This is a genomic window from Aeromonas sp. 601027 (genome assembly GCF_049174455.1).
In the GTDB taxonomy this organism is placed as follows: domain Bacteria; phylum Pseudomonadota; class Gammaproteobacteria; order Enterobacterales; family Aeromonadaceae; genus Aeromonas; species Aeromonas veronii_A.
Window position 1 is genome coordinate 17,523 of record NZ_JAAKTN010000014.1, and the last position, 17,632, is coordinate 35,154.

Consider the following 17,632-nt stretch of genomic DNA (forward strand, 5'->3'; position numbering starts at 1 on the left):
ATGACCACAACATGAGACCTACCTATAGGAGAATTCTCTTTCAACCTCAAAGCAACCACCATTTAACATGACACTCCATGTGTTAACTTAATGGTAAGATCTGCTAGGGGGTTGGTCAAATCAATAATCTATAAAATTTTGTTGATTTACACGATTTATCAACCTATCATCCGCACCATAAAGCGCTTAGTAGTAACTTGTGGTAACATAAGTAAAGGGGTTAGAAGAGCAACGGCCTTCTAAGCCGTGGGTCGCAGGTTCGAATCCTGCAGGGCGCGCCATTGATACTCTCCTTTTCTTCTAGATTGGCGAGTGTTGATGAAGATTTTAGTGGTGGCTGTAGCTCAGTTGGTAGAGTCCCGGATTGTGATTCCGGTTGTCGTGGGTTCGAGCCCCATCAGCCACCCCATTATTCTGTCGATAATCGCCGCAAGGTGATGTCCATCGACTTGGTGCAGTGACCTTCTGGTCTGCTCCGCGAAAAACCGGCCAAGGCCGGTTTTTTGTTTTGCACTCGACAGCGCCATGCCTTGTCGGCAAGGCATCCTCCAGCTCGATAAACGCGGCTCTGCCCATTTGTCACGATTCGCGCTCCCCGTCGATACACAGCCACACTCCCCCGCACATCAGTCTGCTCGGTTCTTTTTCTGTATTTCCCAAGCGCCATTGATATGCTGATCGCTCTTCCTCTCTCCTGCTTTCCGTTGGAGCTTTTCTATGCAACGCATTCTTTTTGTCGAAGATGATCCCGAGATTGGCCAGCTCATCAGCAGTTGGCTCGGTCGCCACGATATGGACGTGACCCTCGAGCCCAGAGGGGACATGGCACTGGCCCGGGTCGAGGCCGAACAGCCCGATCTGGTGCTGCTCGATATCATGTTGCCGGGGCAAGATGGCATGTCCCTCTGTCGGGATCTGCGGCCGCGCTTCGACGGCCCCATCGTGATGCTCACCTCGCTGGACAGCGACATGAACCAGATCCTGAGTCTGGAGTTGGGCGCCAACGACTACATCCTCAAAACGACACCACCACCGGTGCTGCTGGCCCGACTTCGGGTGCAATTTCGCCAGCACCAGCAAACACCAACCCAACCGGCAGCCACCAGCAGCGTTCCCCAGCAGCTGCAATTTGGTCGGCTGCGGGTGGATGGTCCGGGACGAGATGTGCGCCTCGATGGCGAGAGCATTGCCCTCTCGACCGCCGACTTTGATCTGCTGTGGGAGCTCGCCTGCCACGCGGGCCAAATCTTGAGTCGGGAAGCCCTCTTTCGCAGCTTGCGCGGCCGGGAGTACGACGGTCAGGATCGCAGCATGGATGTGGCCATCTCCCGCCTGCGCCGCAAACTGGGTGATAACCCCGACAACCCGACCCGGATCAAGACGGTGCGACAGAAAGGCTACCTCTTCGTCCCCCACGCCTGGGAATAACCCTCTTTCGGGAGCACCGCCATGCGCCGCCTCTTTATCCAGTTCTATCTGTTGCTGATCGGCTGCTTCACCCTGGCCATCCTGCTGGTTGGTGTGGTCTATCAGGTGACCGCCGAACGGGCGGGTGATCGCTATCTCGAACGCATGATGCAGGGCTCTCTTGGCCTGTTGACCGGCGAGTTGGCAAGAACCCCGCCACAGCGCTGGCCCGATCGGCTGGCCGAGCAGAGCAGTCAGTTTACCCTCCCCCTCAAGATCGGTGAGCTGACACGCCAGCCCCTGGCCAGCGAGGATCAAGCCTTTCTGGCCGCCGGCAACATTGTCATCGTTGAGGAGGATGACACCTTCCTGCAGCGCATCCCCGATACCGATCGGGTGCTGATTGTCGGCCCGGTTCCCTACCTCTCCTACCTGCACGAGCTGCACTGGGTCGATGTGGGGCTGCTGCTGGGGATCGGCCTATCCCTCGGCCTGCCCATCCTTCTGTGGTTGCGTCCCCACTGGCGCGGCTTGCAGCAGTTGGAGCAAACCGCACGTCGCGTGGGCGATGGGGATCTCTCCTGCCGAACCAATCTGCCACCGGGCAGCAGCCTGGCCCGGGTGGGACGCACCTTCGATCAAATGGCGACCCAATTGCAGGCCATGATTGCCAGCCGCAAGCAACTGACCGATGCCATCGCCCACGAGTTGCGCACCCCGCTGGTCCGGTTGCGCTATCGGCTTGCCATGCTCGATCCTGCCCCTGCCGAGCAGGAGCAGCAGGCGCTGGAGCGAGATCTGGGAGCGCTGGACGCTCTGATCGAAGAGATGCTCACCTACGCCAAGCTGGACAGGCCGGAGCTGCCGTTGCAGCAGGACGAGCTGGAGCTCAGTCACTGGGCACAAGCGCATCTTGGCGACTGGCAAGCGCTGGTCCCCGAAAAGAAGCTCACCCTCGATCTGCCGCAACGCTACATGCCCTGGTGCGGCGATCAGCGTCTGCTGACGCGCGCGGTGGAGAACCTCATCGGCAATGCTCTGCGCTACGCCGAGAGCGAGGTTACCCTCTCCATCTCGCGGCTGCAGGAGAACTATCTGCTGGAGGTGAGCGACGATGGACCGGGGATCGATCCGGCGCTGGCGCCCCAGATCTTCGAGCCGTTCGTACGCCTTGATCAAAGCCGGGATCGTCGCACCGGCGGCACTGGTTTGGGACTGGCCATCGTGCGCAGCATTGCCCGTCATCACGGGGGCGATGTGGCGCTGCAGGCCAGTGACCACGGCGCCCGCTTCTGCCTCACCCTGCCTGTACATTTGGATACAAACCGTCACCAACCGCTCACTGAAGGGCCACCGCAACCGTCATAGGATGACTGTCATGGAGAACGCTCCATAACATCAACCCGAATAAGGAAATTGAACATGAAAAAGATCATTCCCCTGACCCTGGCTGCCGTCTTCGCTCTCACCTCCGGTTTCACCATGGCGGCCACCCCGACCAAGACAGCCACACCGCAGGCGACCCAGACCAAGGTGGTGAAAAAACACCATAAAGCCACCCACGCCAAGACCCCTGCCGTCAAAGTCGCACCGAAAACCAAGTGATCCAACCGGTCACTGGATAGCACAGAGGGAGGCTGACGCCTCCCTTTCCATCTCTTCCCGAAATTTTCCTGACGAGCGCCTCCCTCGTCCAAACCGGATCCACGACCCGGCTCCCCCTTTGCGGGAAACGGTCAATGACCACAGGAACATGGCATGTGGCGTCATCTGCTTAAATGGCTAGGCCCCTTGTGCAGCTTGTTGCTGCTCGGCACCGCACTGACCGTGCTGTATCACCTGACTCAGGCATGGCACTGGCACGATATTCGTGTGGCTATCTGGTCCCAACCCCTGCCGCGACTGGCGGGCGCCCTGTTGCTGACCCTGCTCAGTTATGGTTGTCTCTGTAGCTATGACATGCTGGCGCTCCATGCGCTGGGCAAGCGCCTTCCCTGGCAACAGGTCAGCATCACCTCCTTTATCGCCTACACCTTCTCCAACACCCTGGGATTTGCCCTGCTGACCGGTACCTCGGTACGCTATCGCCTCTACTCCGCACTGGGGCTCGCCACCGGAGAAGTGGCCCGCGTGGTGCTGTTCTGCTCCATCACTTTTTTCCTCGGCCTGCTGGCGTGGGAAGGTGGCGCCCTACTGACCTGCGATGTATCACAGCTGCTGCCTGACTGGCCGCAGTGGGCAGATACCCTGCTCAGGCTGGCGGGCATGATGGCTCTGCTGTTGGTGGCCTGCTACCTCTGCTGGCCCACACACCGTCTCTCCTGGCGCGAACACACCCTGACCCTGCCCGGTTTCAAAGTTCGTCTGTCGCAGCTGCTGGTCGCGCTGGCTGACTGGATGGCCGCCGCCGCCGTACTGTTTGTGCTGCTGCCCGCATATAGCGTCCCCTACCCTGTGCTGCTCAGTGCCTTCGTGCTGGCCAGCTTCCTCGGAGTACTGGCCCACGTGCCGGGCGGGATCGGCGTGTTCGAAGCGAGCATGAGCCTGCTGCTGGCTAACTACCTGCCAACCGACAAGCTGCTCGCCTCGCTGCTGCTCTACCGCTGCATCTATTATCTGCTTCCCTTTCTCTGTGCCCTGCTGCTCTTTACCAGCCAGGAGATGTTGCAACAAAAAGCGCGCTGGCAGCGGCTACAGGGGCTGATGAGCGCAGTGCGCGAATTTCTTCCCGCCCTTATCAGCATGGGCACCTTCGCCGCCGGCAGCCTGCTGCTCTGCTCGGGGATGATCCCGACCATGCGAAGCCACATCGAAGTGTGGCTGCAGGTGTTGCCGCTCCACCTACTGGAGCTCTCCCACGTGCTCGGCAGCGTGAGCGGTATCCTCCTGATCCTGCTGGCGCGCAGCCTCTATCGCCGTCACGACGCCGCGTTTCGCATCACCCAGCTGCTGCTGGCTCTGGGTATCGCCTTCTCCCTGCTCAAGGGGGGGGACTGGGAGTCAGCCCTGCTGCTTGGCAGTTTCCTGCTCATCATGACCCCCTGCCGCACCCTCTTCTATCGCAAGGGGTCGCTGCTCTATCCCCAGTACACCCCAGGCTGGCTCATTTCGGTCGGCGCCGTGCTGCTGGGGGCGCTGTGGCTGCTGCTCTTCTCCTATCGTCAGGTGGAGTATGACCACGCCCTCTGGTTCCACTTCTCGCCCCACGGTGGGGCGGCCCGCGGCCTGCGCGCCATGGGGAGCGTGGTGGCCGTGCTGGCCGTTGCCGGGGTTGCCCAGCTGCTTGCGCCGCTGCGCATGGTCGGCGAAAAGCCGGACAAGGAGACGCTGGCGCGCGCTCACGAGCTGGTGGTGCGCGAAGGGGGGATCCACGGCTATCTGGCCCAGTTGCAGGACAAGTCCCTGCTGTTCCACCCCGCCGGTGACGCCTTCCTGATGTATGGCATCGAGGGCAACAGCTGGATTGTGATGGGGGATCCGGTCGGTCGCCCCGAGCAGATCGAAGAGCTGCTCTGGCAATTTCGCGAGCGATGCGATGAACACGACGCCAATCCGGTCTTTTATCAGGTCTCGGCCCGCTATCTGCCGCTCTATCTGGAGCTGGGGCTGATCCCCTTCAAGCTTGGTGAAGAGGCGATGGTCGATCTGGCTACCTTCGATCTGGCGGGCAGCCGGCTGCGCAACCTGCGCCAGAGCCACGCCAAGGGCAAACGGGAAGGGTTGACCTTCGAGGTGGTCGAGGCAAGTGCCGTGGCCCCCCTGTTGCCCAGATTGCAGACCGTCTCCGATACCTGGCTGCAGAGCAAGATGGGCAAGGAGAAGGGCTTCTCGGTCGGCCGCTTCGAGCCTGACTACCTGACCTTGAGCCCGGCTGCGCTGGTGTGGCACGAGGGGCAGATCGTCGGCTTTGCCAACCTCTGGGTGAGCGATAGCAAGGAGATGCTCTCCATCGATCTGATGCGCTACAGCCTGGATACCGGCACCGCCCCCATCATGGATTTTCTCTTTGTCGAACTGCTGTTGTGGGGCAAGGCGCAAGGGTACGCCAGCTTCAATCTGGGGATGGCCCCCATGTCTGGGTTCAACGATCACCCGCTCGGCAGCTACTGGGCCCGCCTTGGCAATACCCTGTTTGTGCGCGGCAGCCGCTTTTACAACTTCCAGGGGCTCAGACGCTACAAGGAGAAATTTTCGCCCCGCTGGGAACCCCGCTACCTGCTCTGCAGCAGCAAGCTGGTACTGCCCAGAACCCTGACTCACCTGATCACCCTGATTAGCCGCGGCCCGCTGGGGCTGATCAAGAAATAGGAGCATGGCCAATGAGAGCCTTGATTTTGCTGTTACTCAGTCTCGTACTGCCCGTTTCGTCTTTTGCGGCGCACGCCGCCCCAGTCAAGGATGACCTGAGCCTGATTGAGCTGCCGGTCAAGCAGCCATCCGACGCCCCCATGGTGATCTTTCTCAGCGGCGATGGTGGCTGGGCAGCCCTCGACAAGGGGTTGAGCGCCCAGTTTCAGCTGCACGGCATGCCGGTCGTGGGCTGGAGCTCCCTGACCTACTACTGGAAGAAGAAAACCCCGGAGCAGGTGACCGCCGATCTGGAGCGGATCCTCGATGATTACCAGACTCGCTGGCAGCGCCCCCGCTGGCTGCTGGTCGGCTTCTCGTTTGGTGCCGAGATTGTCCCCTTCGTCATCAACCGGTTGCCGGAGCACTATCGTCAGAGGCTGGTCGGGGCCGTGATGCTCTCCCCCTCCACCAGCTCGGACTTCGAGATCCACGTCAGCGACATGCTGACCCACAAGGCGCGGAGCTACCCGACCGAGCCGCAGGTGAAGACCATCCGCGACCTGCCGATGCTCTGCCTGCAAGGAGCCGACGATGATGATGACGACCGCCTCTGCCCCCGTCTCAACCAGCCCAACGTCACCAGCATCACCCTGCCGGGAGGACATCATTTTGACGATAACTACCCCCAGCTCTATCAGGCCATCACCAAGCATCTGAACCTGCCCCCGGATCCGCTGACTGTGGAGCATTAATCGGTATCACCACGGAATGCCTTTTAAGTACCGAGCAGGGCAAATCAGCGAGCAATGAAAAGGGCCTCTCTTGCGAGAGGCCCTTGTACTGAATTGGGCGGAAACTTTAAAAGGATCGACCAATGGGTTGGCCGTGGCGTCAAAGTCACCGAGGCTTTTCACTACGATTGCCCAAGAGGTTCAGCCAGATGCTGGGCTATCAACAATGAGGATTTGCATTCCTATGCCAGCAACCACGCGGGGATTGCGCCAGAAAGCAAAAAGCCCTGATGTTTCCATCAGGGCTTTGCAATGTGGCGGTGAGGGAGGGATTCGAACCCTCGATACGTTGCCGTATACACACTTTCCAGGCGTGCTCCTTCAGCCACTCGGACACCTCACCAAATTTTGGTCTGTGGTTTAACGTGTTCAGCCAACACGGTGTTCGCTGCGCTGTTGCGCTGGAACGGGGCGTAATTTAGGGGAAAGCCCCGCCCGCGTCAACGGCTTTTTTCACCTGGCGAACCGTTCGAACACTTAATGCACAGATTCCGGTGCAACCTGGATTTCCGGCAGGTTGAGGAAGCCGGAACGTTCGCATTCGGCAACCAGTTCGTGGGTGGCAGCGATGGTGCTTTGCACGAACAGCAGGAACTGCTCGACGCTGAGTCCGGCCTTGGTAAAGACGGTGTGCCCGACCACCAGCCGCGGCAGGTTGTCATCGATGATATCGAGGAACACCTTGAGGGAGGGGTACTGCATATTGAGTCGGCCCAGTTCGGCAACCAGCGGCAGCATTGCGGAGGGGCGCACTTCCAGCTCGGAGGAGAACAGCAGGCCTTCCTCTTCCACGAAGATCCGGCTCTCCTGAATACCATCGACCGACTGCAAAGAGACAATGTGGATACCGTGACACTGGTCGCAGACATAGTGCTCGATACGAGCCTGTTGCAACCAACGCATTATCATTTCGGAGCTGGGGATATTCATCATTTCCACGACAAGATTGGGATCAAGGGGCGCAGTCTAAACCAATTTGCTATCAACAAAAAGCACGCCAACCCAATAACCCTGCGGCTCGCTTCTTTTTGGCAAGCGCTATGCATATACTCAGCCAAATCCACGACGACGCTTGCCCCACAGGGGGCCCCATGACTATCCAAGAAAAGTATCGCCTTCATCTGAAATCACTCTCGGATGAGCTGCTCACCCTGCAAAAACCCATCCGCATTCTGGATGCCATCAAATGGCCACGCCATCTGCAGGATCGCTTTCTGGCAAGCGGTGGCAGGGAGCTGCCCGCTATCGACAGGCACTTCTATGATGCCCTCCCCCTCGGCTTCGATCCGCGCAACAAGTATCTGGAACTCAAGGAGCTGCGGGACAGGATCCGCAGAAAACTGGGGCCACAGGACGATCTTGGCCGGATCCTGCAAGAGACGGTCGATCAGTACATGGTGGTGATCGAGATGCTGCGCCAGCGCGGCCAACCCGATTTTCAGCGTTACAGCCAGCTGCTTTATGGCTCTGCCAGCGATCACCTGCGCGGGGATCGCAAGACTCTCAAGGAGCTGGGCGCCCGCCTGTGCGATATCTTCTCCCTGCCCGGCGCCCGCCATCTGGTGCGTCCCTACCCCAAGGAGTTCGAAGGAGAGGCCGCGGTCGCCAAACTGCAGGGCAAGCTGTCGAGCTACTTCAGTGACGGCACTGTGCAGGTGAAGCTGAGCGATGGGATTGTCTCCGATGCCGCTGCCGGTGGCGACTACATCAAGCTCAACTCCCACGCCCGTTTCTCCGAGCTGGACTTGCAGGTGCTGGAGGTGCACGAGGGGTGGGTCCATGTCGGCACCACCCTCAACGGTCGCCAGCAGCCCTATGCCACTTGGCTGAGCGCCGGTTCACCGCGGATCACCGCCTGTCAGGAGGGGCTGGCTGTCCTGATAGAGACCCTCACCTTCAGCTCCTTTCCGGATCGGGCCAAGCGCATCTCCGATCGGGTGATGGCCATCGACATGGCCGAGCGCGGCGCCGATTTTATCGAGGTGTTTAAGCACTTCGTACAGCAGGGCACCAGCGAGCACGACGCCTACAAGATCACCCAGCGGGTCTTTCGTGGCGGCATGGTGGGCGGCGGCGCCTGTTTTACCAAGGATCTCTCCTACGTGCGTGGCTATGTGGAGACGGTCAACTTTATCCGCAGCGCCGTGCTGGAAGGGGTGCCCGAGATCCTGCCAATGCTGTTTGTCGGCAAGGTGACGCTTGATGATATTCCGGTACTCTATCAACACTATCTGGAGGGGCTGATTGCCGCCCCCCGCTATTTGCCGCCGATGTTTCGCGATCTCACCGGCCTCTATGTCTGGTTCGGTTTTGCCTCCGGCATGTCGCTGGTGGATATCGGCCGGGTACAGCACCATTTTCGCCAGCTATTTCAACGCCTGCCGGTGGCCGACCCCATCATTGCGCCGGTGGATATCGAGATAGACTGAACCACAGCGATACAAGTTGGGGAAAATAAAAAGGGCGCCAGATGGACGCCCTTCTCGACGATTCAAATATCGCAGCCGAATTACTTGTAGGCCCGACCTTCCAGATAGTGTTTGCGGCACAGTGACACATAGCGATCGTTGCCACCGATCTCCACCTGCTCGCCATCACGCATCACCTGACCCGCCTCGTTGACCCGGGAGTTCATGTGAGCCTTGTTGCCGCACCAGCAGATGCTCTTCAGCTCTTCAAACTTGTCGGCCAGACAGAGCAGATGGTATGAGCCCGGGAACAGCTCGCCGCGAAAATCGGTCTTGAGGCCATAGGCCATCACCGGAATATCCTGCTCATCGACGATGCGGGCCAGCTGGTAGACCTGCTCACGGGTCAGGAACTGGGCCTCGTCCACGATAAAGACATCGATATGTTTCTTCGCATGACGCTCTTTCACCATTTCAAACAGATCACAGCTGTCGCTGAACACGTCCACCTTCAGTTCAAGACCTACCCGGGCACTGATCACCCCGACCCCGAAACGGTCATCGATGGCTGGCGTCATCGCCAGAGGATGCATGCCCCGCTCCAGATAGTTGAAGTGCGCCTGAATGAGCTGGGTGGATTTGCCTGAATTCATGGTGGCAAATTTGTAGTGCAGTGAAGCCATGATACTGTTCCGAAACTGAATTTATGGGGCGCATGCTAACCAAAGCCCCTGACAAAACCAAGGGGCCCGCGGGCCCCTTGCTCTATAAATGTTACGCGGTGGCCAGCGCTGGCCGCGCTTTGGCCTTTTTCAGGTGATAGCTGGTAAAGAGCACAAACCAGAGGGCACTGACACTGAAACCGGCCAGGCTGGAGTGCATCAAGCCCATCGCCAGGTAACCGATGGCCGCACCGAAGGCAATGGCCAGTGCATAAGGCAGCTGGGTCATCACGTGATCGATGTGATGGCAACCGGCACCGGTGGCAGAGAGGATGCTGGTGCTGGAGATGGGCGAGCTATGATCCCCGAACACCGAGCCAGCCAGTACCGCGGCCAGCATCGGCAACATCAGGCTGATGTCGCTGGCGGCAGCCATGTCGCCGGCCAGTGGCAGCATGATGCCGAAGGTTCCCCAGCTGGTGCCGGTGGCAAACGCCATAGCACAGGAGAGGATAAAGACCACGGCAGGCAGCACTTCGATCGGCAGGTTGCCGTTAGCCAGCGAAGCCAGGTACTTGCCAGTCTCCACATCACGCACCACGGCACCTATGGTCCAGGCGAACAGCAGGATGTTGATGGCCGGCAGCATGGCCATGACGCCTTGTGGCGCGGCCTTGATCCAGTTCTTGGCACCCAGCTTCAGACGCATCGCCAGACCGATGGAGACCACCAGACTGCACAGGGCACCGTAGACCAGCGAAGAGCCGACGTTGGTGTTTTCGAACGAGCCGAGCACGCTGAACGGCAGCCCTTTCTCGCTCAGCACCGCAGCACCGGAATCAATCATGAAATAGATGGTGGCCGCAGTCAGGGTCAGGATCGGCAATACCATGTCGATCATGCCGCCGTTGCTCTCTTCCGGGCTCTCCATATCCAGACCGATGGGGCGGCCCTTGGACTCATCCCACAGCTTGCCTTCCAGCGCCCACGCTTCGTGTTGACGCATCGGGCCGATATCGAGCTGACAGGCGATCACCACCAGCACCATGATCAGGGTGAAGACGGCGTAAAGGTTCATCGGGATCATCTCGACAAACGCCGCGATGGGGCTCTGTTCGGTCAGACCGTGTGCCGCCATGATGCCGCCAACCAGGGCGATGATATAAGCCCCCCAGGAGGAGATGGGCATCAGCACGCAGACCGGCGCCGCGGTGGAGTCCAGCAGATAGGCCAGTTTGGCACGAGAGATCTGGAAGCGGTCGGTCACCGGACGGCAGATGGCCCCCACCGACAGGCTGTGGAAGAAGTCATCGATAAAGAAGGCAAACACCATCATGCCAGTCAGGGCTTTGGCGCCCTTGCGGGTCTTGGCACGACGCTCGGCCCACTCGGCAAAGGCACGGGTCGCCCCGGAGACGCTCATCAGGCTGATGAGGCCACCCAGCAGCAGCATAAACAGGATCATGTTGACATTGTCACGATTGAGCGCGCCATCGACCCAGAAGATCTTGAGCACGGTATTCAACATGTAATGCAGGGATTCGAGGGGTGAAAACTGATTGAGCAGCAAACTGCCGGTGACGATGCCCACACCAAGGGACAGCAGCACGCGGCGGGTCATGATCGCCAGCGCGACAGCCAACAGGGGGGGAAGAACGGACCAACCGGAGTCGGCGAAATGACTAATGTCCATGATCTCTTTGCACCTAAAGATTACAGGTGGAGATCTACCGAGAGGATCTAAAGAAACAAAACCTATGGGGAGGTTATACTCCTCAGCCCCTTCAGGTAGCGCTCCATAGTGGATGACTATGGCAGTCCTGCACCTATTAGATGCAGAACCAGCAGCCCGGTATGATGGCCTGGCCACTTCGGCGCTGACTCCTTTCCTTGTGCATCACAGGCATCACCCTCCGCACAAATACTCATAGGCAGCGCGCCTCTACTTAAAGGTATTCGCCGCACATTTTATCGAGATGGCAGCTTATAGCAAGTTTTTTGATTAAATAATCATAATAAACAAATCAAGGTCGGAAAATGGTAGTCAAATGATGCAACAACGCCAACTTTGACGCTATTTTCACCTACTGCGGCTTCATTGGCATCCAATCACCAAGCCTATTGCAGGCCATATTAAATATCTGTATTGATGTTCCCCACGGATATAATATTTAACCCGGCTTGACTTATTTAAATCACCAAGCAAGAATCAGCTGGAACATAATATTTTTCTCTGACTCGACGTGGTAACTCCTATGAATGAATTTTTAAAGGTACTGCTTAATATCCGCAGTCTGCGTGCGACCTGCCGCGAGCTTTCTCTGGAACAACTGGAAGAGGCACTGGAAAAACTCTCTACTATCGTTGCTGAACGTCAGCAAGATGAAGCTGCCGAGCGTCAGGCCCGTGAAGAGCATCTGCGGAAAATTAACGAATATAGCGAAATGCTGAAAGCCGCCGGTATTGACCCGGCAGAATTGGTAAGCGCTGTCGCTACCAACCCCGGCAAATCAGAAAAAGGCAAGCGGGCGCCACGTCCGGCCAAATATCGCTATCAGGATAATGGCGTAGAGAAAACCTGGACCGGCCAGGGCCGTATGCCTTCGGTCATTGCCAGCGCAGTGGCAGCAGGCAAATCACTGGAAGACTTTGCTATCTGATCTCAATCTCGTTGCTAATAAAAAACCTCGCCAAGGCGAGGTTTTTTATTGCCGCTTAAACGTGAAATATCAGATAGCTGATTGCGGGCGATCTGCTGCCTTGACCCACAGCACTTCACGCTCCCCTGCCACGCAGATGAGATAGCGGGCAACGGTAAAGAACCAGTCACTCATCCGGTTCAGATAGGGCAGCACCTCGGGATTGACCCGCTCTTCCCGGCTCAATGTCAGCAGCAAGCGCTCGCAATGACGCACCAGAGTGCGCACCACATGCGCTTGCGCCGCAGCACGGGAACCACCGGGCAATATAAATTGGCGCAGCGGTGGCAATGGCTCACTATAACGATCTATCTGCTGTTCAAGGCGAGTTGTCCAAGCGGCATTAACCTGCCAAATCGATTCATTCTGGGCGTCGCTGGAGAATGCCAACTCGCCCCCCAGATCAAACAACTCCTGTTGCAACAGCTGTAAATCAGCCAATAAGCCGACCTCTTGCGATGGGACGTCACAAATCAACAAACCAATATGGGAGTTTAGCTCATCGATATAACCGTAGGTCTCGACCCGCAAATGATCCTTGGGCAATGGGATACCATCGGCCAGCCGGGTCATGCCCTTGTCGCCCTGCCTCGTATATATTCTCATACCGACATCCTGTTAATAATGGGAATAATCATGGACTCGAGTCCATTGAGTTTGATTTCGTAAGCCAACGCTAGCGTCTGGCCCAATTTACCCGCCGGAAAACCGCTGCGCGCCATCCACACCAGATAGGGCTCGGGAATATCGATGATACGTCGACCCTGATATTTACCGTAAGGCATCTTGTTGGTCAGGGTCAGCAGTACCTGTTCGTCGGATAGCCAATCCATATTAATCGATATCCAGATATTTATGAGTCTGGATTGAGAGTCGCCAGTTACGCGCGATACAGGTATCCATCGCCAATTGGGTGGCCCTTGGTTTCTGGCTGATCGGCTGCAAGGCAATGACCACGTCCGGGCGCAGGGTTGCGGTAGCGAGCAGCGCATCCAGCTCTTCAATATGGTGCTCGGTGGCCACCGGATGCTTGATCTCGTTGGCCCGCTCCAGCGCCGAGACCAGCACAGGCAGCCCCCCTTTCATACCGATCTTGGGGGAGACGGTTACCCAAGTCTGCTCATGAGTCTTGATCTCGCTGGTGCCACTGGTTTCAATCTGCACCTGATAACCCGCCGCCAGTAATGCTGACGAGAGTTCGTGCAGATCGTAGAGGCAGGGTTCCCCACCGGTGATCACCACATGGCGTGCCTGATAACCCAGATCGCCAAAGCTCTTGATAATCTGCGCGGTGCTGAGTTGGCTCCAGCAATCGGATTCGTTGGAACCATCCAGTACCGCCGCCTTACCCACTTCACGAGCCGGATCAACAACCCAGGTATGACGGGTATCGCACCAGGGGCAGCCCACCGGGCAACCCTGCAGGCGAACAAAGATGGCGGGCAGGCCGGTAAAGATGCCCTCCCCCTGGATGGTCTGGAAAATCTCGTTGATTGGGTAGTGCATCTCGATCACGGCTTGTTGCAAAAGTCGCGGATTATACCCCAAGCCACGGCAAGACGCAGGCTCACTCTGCGCTTTTCTCGCCCAGCCCGGTTTTCTCAAACAGTCTGGCCATGATACCCGCCTTGTCGGCCAGATAGTTGTTCAGACCGCGACTGCGCAGTTCACACGCAGGACACGTGCCGCAACCGTCACCGGCAATGCCGTTGTAGCAGGTCAGGGTCTGCTGGCGCACCGTGTCGAGGTGACCATAGTGATCCGCCAGTGCCCAGGTTTCGGCCTTGTCGAGCCACATCAAGGGAGTTTCAAAACGGATGCCGCGATCCAGCCCCAGCGACACCGCCTGATTGAGGGCCTTGACAAACTCGTCACGGCAATCGGGATAGCCGGAGAAGTCGGTCTCGCAGACACCGGTGATCACCGCTTCGGCGCCCACCTGATAGGCATAGATGGAAGCCAGGGTCAGGAACAGGATATTGCGACCCGGCACGAAGGTGTTGGGTAGGCCATTATCCTGCAGCTCGCAGCTGACCGGGATGTCGTCACGGGTCAGGGCAGAGACCGCCAGCTCATTGAGCAGCGTCACATCCATCACCTTGTGGGCGGCGATCCCCAGAGCACTGCCCAGACGACGCGCGGTGTCGATCTCTTCCCGATGGCGCTGGCCATAGTCGAAGGTGATGGCGTGCACTTCATCATACCGGGCCAATGCCTGTACCAGACAGGTGGTGCTGTCCTGACCGCCACTGAAAACCACGACTGCTTTTTTCATCTTGATAACTCCTTGAATTGTCACGCGCGGCGGCCTTCGGCAAAGTCCTGCCACTGGGTATTCAACCGGTTAAACAGGGTCAGCAAGGGCGCATAGTGCTCCGGCCTCCCCTCCCACCGGGACAAGAGGTGATAGCCCGCCTCTATGGTAGAGAGGGCATCGGGAAAGGGTTTCTTTCGAATGGCATATTGACCGGCAATGGCACCAATGCCGATGCGGGGCAAGCGGGCCAGTGCCGGGTTGCTCTGCAACATGCGATAGGCTTTGCGCCAGGTGCCGTCAAGCAAGATAAAGGCGACGGATGCGGAGCCAGAGGATTCACTCTCCCACTGTTGGCGAAGATCGGTCAGCGAAATGGCATCCTCATCCGGCCAGAGCAAATAATAACGACGGGATTGGTCAGCCAGCAGCACATTGAGCCACTCATCGCGGGAAAAGTCCTCCCCCACATGGATCTCGCACTGTTGCAAAGAGGCCGCCAGCAGCGCGGCAGTCCCCTTGGGATGTGCCACCTCGTTGGGGTGCTGCAAGATGTAGAGGGGCGTGTGATTGTCAACCGGCACAATATAATCGCACAGGCAGGCTTTGAGGGCTCGGGTGCAACGTGTACAGTATCGACTGTTCTTGTCGTTGGACTGTTTCATGTTGTCAGACAAATCTGGATTGCTCTGGGTTATCACGCTCTCTCTCACCAGCTTGCTACTCTTCTTTACCGTTCCCAATCTTCAGCTCTCCTTCGATCGGCCCTTGATCGCCGGGGGCGAAGGGTGGCGGATCATAACAGGCAATCTGGCTCATACCAATCTGTGGCACCTGCTGCTCAATCTGGGCGGCCTCGCCATCCTCTATAGCCTGTTTCGCGACTATCTGGGTGGGGCTCACCTGCCGCTGCTGATGTTGCTGCTCTGGTTGGCAGTGGGCTTGGGGATCTGGTGGTGGTGCCCGCAGACCCAATGGTACATGGGGCTATCCGGCTCGCTGCATGGCCTGTTTGTCTGGGGGGCAATGCAGGATATTCGCCACGGACGCCGCACATCGGGCTGGCTACTGTTGGCAGGGATGGGACTCAAGCTGGCGATGGACTTCTACAACGCAGGAGAGAGCCCGATATCCACCCTGATCAATGCCAGGGTACACATCGGCTCTCATCTTATCGGGGCCGGTGCAGGCCTGTTGCTCGGCCTGCACCGCGTATCACTGAGTGAGCCTGTTACGCACCAGCCAGCTCGGCATTGATGCTGGCCAGCATGGCGGCCGGATCGGCAGCCTGCGTAATGGGGCGACCGATAACCAGATAATCGGACCCCGCCTCGACCGCCGCTTTCGGTGTCATCACCCGGCGCTGATCCCCGGCCGCTGAACCGGTCGGGCGAATACCCGGGGTCACCAGCTTGAAATCTTCGCCCAGCAAGGCTTTAAGCTCATGGGCCTCGTTGGCAGAGCAGACAACCCCATCCAAGCCGGATGTCTTGGTCAAGGTAGCCAGCCGGATCACCTGCTCGGCAGGGCTCACATCCAGACCAAGAGGGATCATGTCGGACTGCTCCATGCTGGTCAGTACGGTCACCCCGATCAACAATGGCGCCTTGTCGCCATAAGGCAGCAGCGCCTCTTTGGCGGCACGCATCATCCGCTCACCACCACTGGCATGCACGTTGACCATCCAGACACCGAGCTCGGCACTGGCTGCCACGGCTTTGGCAACGGTATTGGGAATATCGTGAAACTTCAGATCCAGAAAGACATCAAATCCCTTGGCCACCAGCTGGCGTACAAATTGCGGGCCAAACAGGGTAAACATCTCCTTGCCTACCTTGAGACGGCACTGGGCCGGAGAGATACGTTCAACGAACGCTAAGGCATCTGCCTCGTGCTGATAATCCAGCGCTACCAGTACTTTGGGATCTTGCATCTCACATCCTATTGCTTGTTATTCACCGTCCAGACCACGGATCGGCTTGATGGAACCCCACTGGCGACAAGACGGGCACTGCCAGAACAGCGAGTGAGTGGCAAAGCCGCACTGCCGACACTTGTGGGTTGACTTGATTTTGATCTGCTCGCCGACCAGCTGTTGCAGCAGTTCGAGGCTCTCCTTGGCAGGCCCCTCTTCCGCACTGGCCAGCTGAAAACCCACCAGCTGGTAAAAACCTTTCATCGACGGATGACGACGCAGCTGACGCAACACCAGCGAACGGGCCTGGCTCAGGCCATCACGCTCTTCAACCAGCTTGGCAAGGGCCAGGGTCACGCTGACACCGGCGTGATCTTCCACAGCCTTCTCAAGCAGCGGGATCAACGCAGGCGTGCGCCCCAACTGCTGATAGCACTCGAGCAATTTGGGCATTGCCTCGGAGGCAAAGTCGATATCCTGCTCGAACACCCGCAGCAGCTCCTTGCTGGCCTGCTCATACTCCCCCTCTGCCATGGCGAGCTCAGCGAGGCGCAAACTGGCCCGGGCACATGCCGGATTGATACTGAGCGCCCGTTTGAGCTTGGCCAGCCCCTCCCCTTTATTGCCCTCACGCAGCGCGGTCTCGGCTTGCTCGCAATAGAAATGGGAGATGGGGTCGGCCAGCTTCTTGCCCTGGAATTTTTGCAGACGAACCGCCACATCGATGGCCTTATCCCAGTCCCGCAACTGCTGATGGATGATCAACAGCTGTGCCAGCGCCGTCTCTTCATAGTCGCTGTCATCACACAGCTCATTCCAGAGCGCTTCCGCTCGGTCCAGCAGACCAGCAGCCAAAAAGTCGCGCGCAAGCTCCTGCAGGGCAAGCTGACGCTGCTCCCGGGTCAGTTGGCGGGTTACCAGGTTCTGGTGGATCTTGATGGCACGATCGACCTCCCCACGCTGGCGAAACAGGTTGCCGAGGGAGAGGTGTGTTTCGATGGTTTCACTGTCCACCTCAAGCAGCTGGATAAAGAGATCCACCGCCTTGTCGGATTCATCGGACAGCAAATAGTTGAGGCCCGCCACATACTGGCGGGAAAACTGGTTACTCTGTTTTTGGGTGTCCTGGCGAACACTCCTGCGACCCATGTACCAGCCATAACCGGCGGCGATGGGTAACAGCAGGAAAAGCAGTTCAAGCATTGA

Annotated in this window: 18 protein-coding genes, 2 tRNA genes and 1 riboswitch; of the genes, 9 read left to right on the forward strand and 11 right to left on the reverse strand. The window is 58.3% G+C overall.

The window, feature by feature from the left end; translation table 11 throughout:
• Nucleotides 1-333 precede the first annotated feature (333 nt).
• From G5193_RS16755 to G5193_RS16780, 6 genes are all read left to right on the forward strand, one after another.
• Nucleotides 334-409 (forward strand) — tRNA-His (locus G5193_RS16755).
• A gap of 308 nt (nt 410-717) precedes the next feature.
• Entirely contained in the window at nt 718-1,428 is a 711-nt protein-coding gene (gene rstA, locus G5193_RS16760) for a two-component system response regulator RstA (protein ID WP_421206528.1), read from the forward strand.
• Between the two features lie 21 nt (nt 1,429-1,449).
• Entirely contained in the window at nt 1,450-2,775 is a 1,326-nt protein-coding gene (gene rstB, locus G5193_RS16765) for a two-component system sensor histidine kinase RstB (RefSeq protein ID WP_421206530.1), read from the forward strand.
• Nucleotides 2,776-2,829: 54 nt separating this feature from the next.
• Nucleotides 2,830-3,012: a hypothetical protein gene (locus G5193_RS16770; RefSeq protein WP_005337116.1), complete on the forward strand. Its 183-nt coding sequence runs from the start codon at nt 2,830-2,832 to the stop codon at nt 3,010-3,012.
• Between the two features lie 153 nt (nt 3,013-3,165).
• A complete protein-coding gene (gene mprF / locus G5193_RS16775; protein WP_421206532.1) occupies nt 3,166-5,715 on the forward strand; it encodes a bifunctional lysylphosphatidylglycerol flippase/synthetase MprF in 2,550 nt (849 codons plus the stop codon).
• 11 nt (nt 5,716-5,726) lie between these two features.
• The gene (locus tag G5193_RS16780) at nt 5,727-6,449 is read left to right on the forward strand and encodes an AcvB/VirJ family lysyl-phosphatidylglycerol hydrolase (RefSeq protein ID WP_421206534.1); all 723 of its coding nucleotides are present in this window, start codon (nt 5,727-5,729) and stop codon (nt 6,447-6,449) included.
• Nucleotides 6,450-6,743: 294 nt separating this feature from the next.
• Here the strand turns inward: G5193_RS16780 and G5193_RS16785 are convergent.
• Together G5193_RS16785 and G5193_RS16790 are read right to left on the reverse strand one after the other, a co-directional pair.
• Nucleotides 6,744-6,831: transfer RNA gene (locus G5193_RS16785), tRNA-Ser, on the reverse strand.
• Nucleotides 6,832-6,965: 134 nt separating this feature from the next.
• Complete coding sequence (locus G5193_RS16790) at nt 6,966-7,421, reverse strand: YbjN domain-containing protein (RefSeq protein ID WP_005337119.1); 456 nt, start codon at nt 7,419-7,421, stop codon at nt 6,966-6,968.
• 158 nt (nt 7,422-7,579) lie between these two features.
• Between G5193_RS16790 and G5193_RS16795 the strand changes: the two genes are divergently transcribed.
• Complete coding sequence (locus G5193_RS16795) at nt 7,580-8,917, forward strand: flavohemoglobin expression-modulating QEGLA motif protein (RefSeq protein ID WP_216953395.1); 1,338 nt, start codon at nt 7,580-7,582, stop codon at nt 8,915-8,917.
• 80 nt (nt 8,918-8,997) lie between these two features.
• Here G5193_RS16795 and G5193_RS16800 read toward each other — a convergent pair whose 3' ends face one another.
• Together G5193_RS16800 and G5193_RS16805 are read right to left on the reverse strand one after the other, a co-directional pair.
• On the reverse strand, nt 8,998-9,579 hold the full coding sequence (locus G5193_RS16800; RefSeq protein WP_005337121.1) for a thymidine kinase: 582 nt from the start codon (nt 9,577-9,579) through the stop codon (nt 8,998-9,000).
• A 91-nt stretch (nt 9,580-9,670) separates the two neighbouring features.
• Entirely contained in the window at nt 9,671-11,251 is a 1,581-nt protein-coding gene (locus tag G5193_RS16805) for a Na+/H+ antiporter NhaC family protein (RefSeq protein ID WP_421206536.1), read from the reverse strand.
• A gap of 88 nt (nt 11,252-11,339) precedes the next feature.
• Nucleotides 11,340-11,511: riboswitch (Lysine riboswitch) on the reverse strand.
• 302 nt (nt 11,512-11,813) lie between these two features.
• Here G5193_RS16805 and G5193_RS16810 point away from each other — a divergent pair.
• A complete protein-coding gene (locus G5193_RS16810) occupies nt 11,814-12,218 on the forward strand; it encodes an H-NS family nucleoid-associated regulatory protein (RefSeq protein ID WP_279490670.1) in 405 nt (134 codons plus the stop codon).
• A 69-nt stretch (nt 12,219-12,287) separates the two neighbouring features.
• On the opposite strand, the gene G5193_RS16815 is transcribed toward G5193_RS16810, so the two are convergent.
• From G5193_RS16815 to G5193_RS16835, 5 genes are all read right to left on the reverse strand, one after another.
• Entirely contained in the window at nt 12,288-12,863 is a 576-nt protein-coding gene (locus G5193_RS16815) for a cob(I)yrinic acid a,c-diamide adenosyltransferase (protein ID WP_106844486.1), read from the reverse strand.
• On the reverse strand, nt 12,860-13,090 hold the full coding sequence (locus G5193_RS16820) for a DUF3820 family protein (protein ID WP_005337126.1): 231 nt from the start codon (nt 13,088-13,090) through the stop codon (nt 12,860-12,862). The genes G5193_RS16815 and G5193_RS16820 overlap by 4 nt, the downstream gene beginning before the upstream one ends.
• 1 nt (nt 13,091) lies before the next feature.
• On the reverse strand, nt 13,092-13,763 hold the full coding sequence (queE, locus tag G5193_RS16825; RefSeq protein WP_421206539.1) for a 7-carboxy-7-deazaguanine synthase QueE: 672 nt from the start codon (nt 13,761-13,763) through the stop codon (nt 13,092-13,094).
• A gap of 61 nt (nt 13,764-13,824) precedes the next feature.
• The gene (gene queC / locus G5193_RS16830; RefSeq protein ID WP_005359893.1) at nt 13,825-14,532 is read right to left on the reverse strand and encodes a 7-cyano-7-deazaguanine synthase QueC; all 708 of its coding nucleotides are present in this window, start codon (nt 14,530-14,532) and stop codon (nt 13,825-13,827) included.
• A 20-nt stretch (nt 14,533-14,552) separates the two neighbouring features.
• Nucleotides 14,553-15,176 (reverse strand): tRNA-uridine aminocarboxypropyltransferase, encoded by a 624-nt coding sequence (locus tag G5193_RS16835; RefSeq protein WP_421206541.1) that lies wholly within the window; start codon nt 15,174-15,176, stop codon nt 14,553-14,555.
• On the opposite strand from G5193_RS16835, the gene rrtA reads away from it, so the two are divergent.
• On the forward strand, nt 15,175-15,768 hold the full coding sequence (rrtA, locus tag G5193_RS16840; protein WP_270657478.1) for a rhombosortase: 594 nt from the start codon (nt 15,175-15,177) through the stop codon (nt 15,766-15,768). The two genes, G5193_RS16835 and rrtA, sit on opposite strands and share 2 nt — an antisense overlap.
• Here the strand turns inward: rrtA and pyrF are convergent.
• Together pyrF and lapB are read right to left on the reverse strand one after the other, a co-directional pair.
• Complete coding sequence (pyrF, locus tag G5193_RS16845; protein ID WP_042083286.1) at nt 15,743-16,444, reverse strand: orotidine-5'-phosphate decarboxylase; 702 nt, start codon at nt 16,442-16,444, stop codon at nt 15,743-15,745. The two genes, rrtA and pyrF, sit on opposite strands and share 26 nt — an antisense overlap.
• Nucleotides 16,445-16,462: 18 nt before the next feature.
• Entirely contained in the window at nt 16,463-17,629 is a 1,167-nt protein-coding gene (gene lapB / locus G5193_RS16850) for a lipopolysaccharide assembly protein LapB (protein WP_047438342.1), read from the reverse strand.
• Nucleotides 17,630-17,632: the final 3 nt, after the last annotated feature.

Bases quoted from the DNA above. Each gene is read 5' to 3' on its own strand.
- mprF (WP_421206532.1), top strand. From the start codon at position 3,166: ATGTGGCGTCATCTGCTTAAATGGCTAGGCCCCTTGTGCAGCTTGTTG.
- G5193_RS16800 (WP_005337121.1), bottom strand. From the start codon at position 9,579: ATGGCTTCACTGCACTACAAATTTGCCACCATGAATTCAGGCAAATCC.
- G5193_RS16780 (WP_421206534.1), top strand. From the start codon at position 5,727: ATGAGAGCCTTGATTTTGCTGTTACTCAGTCTCGTACTGCCCGTTTCG.
- G5193_RS16835 (WP_421206541.1), bottom strand. From the start codon at position 15,176: ATGAAACAGTCCAACGACAAGAACAGTCGATACTGTACACGTTGCACC.
- G5193_RS16790 (WP_005337119.1), bottom strand. From the start codon at position 7,421: ATGATGAATATCCCCAGCTCCGAAATGATAATGCGTTGGTTGCAACAG.
- G5193_RS16810 (WP_279490670.1), top strand. From the start codon at position 11,814: ATGAATGAATTTTTAAAGGTACTGCTTAATATCCGCAGTCTGCGTGCG.
- G5193_RS16815 (WP_106844486.1), bottom strand. From the start codon at position 12,863: ATGAGAATATATACGAGGCAGGGCGACAAGGGCATGACCCGGCTGGCC.
- pyrF (WP_042083286.1), bottom strand. From the start codon at position 16,444: ATGCAAGATCCCAAAGTACTGGTAGCGCTGGATTATCAGCACGAGGCA.
- rstA (WP_421206528.1), top strand. From the start codon at position 718: ATGCAACGCATTCTTTTTGTCGAAGATGATCCCGAGATTGGCCAGCTC.
- lapB (WP_047438342.1), bottom strand. From the start codon at position 17,629: ATGCTTGAACTGCTTTTCCTGCTGTTACCCATCGCCGCCGGTTATGGC.
- G5193_RS16805 (WP_421206536.1), bottom strand. From the start codon at position 11,251: ATGGACATTAGTCATTTCGCCGACTCCGGTTGGTCCGTTCTTCCCCCC.
- rrtA (WP_270657478.1), top strand. From the start codon at position 15,175: ATGTTGTCAGACAAATCTGGATTGCTCTGGGTTATCACGCTCTCTCTC.
- queE (WP_421206539.1), bottom strand. From the start codon at position 13,763: ATGCACTACCCAATCAACGAGATTTTCCAGACCATCCAGGGGGAGGGC.
- G5193_RS16770 (WP_005337116.1), top strand. From the start codon at position 2,830: ATGAAAAAGATCATTCCCCTGACCCTGGCTGCCGTCTTCGCTCTCACC.
- queC (WP_005359893.1), bottom strand. From the start codon at position 14,532: ATGAAAAAAGCAGTCGTGGTTTTCAGTGGCGGTCAGGACAGCACCACC.
- G5193_RS16820 (WP_005337126.1), bottom strand. From the start codon at position 13,090: ATGGATTGGCTATCCGACGAACAGGTACTGCTGACCCTGACCAACAAG.
- G5193_RS16795 (WP_216953395.1), top strand. From the start codon at position 7,580: ATGACTATCCAAGAAAAGTATCGCCTTCATCTGAAATCACTCTCGGAT.
- rstB (WP_421206530.1), top strand. From the start codon at position 1,450: ATGCGCCGCCTCTTTATCCAGTTCTATCTGTTGCTGATCGGCTGCTTC.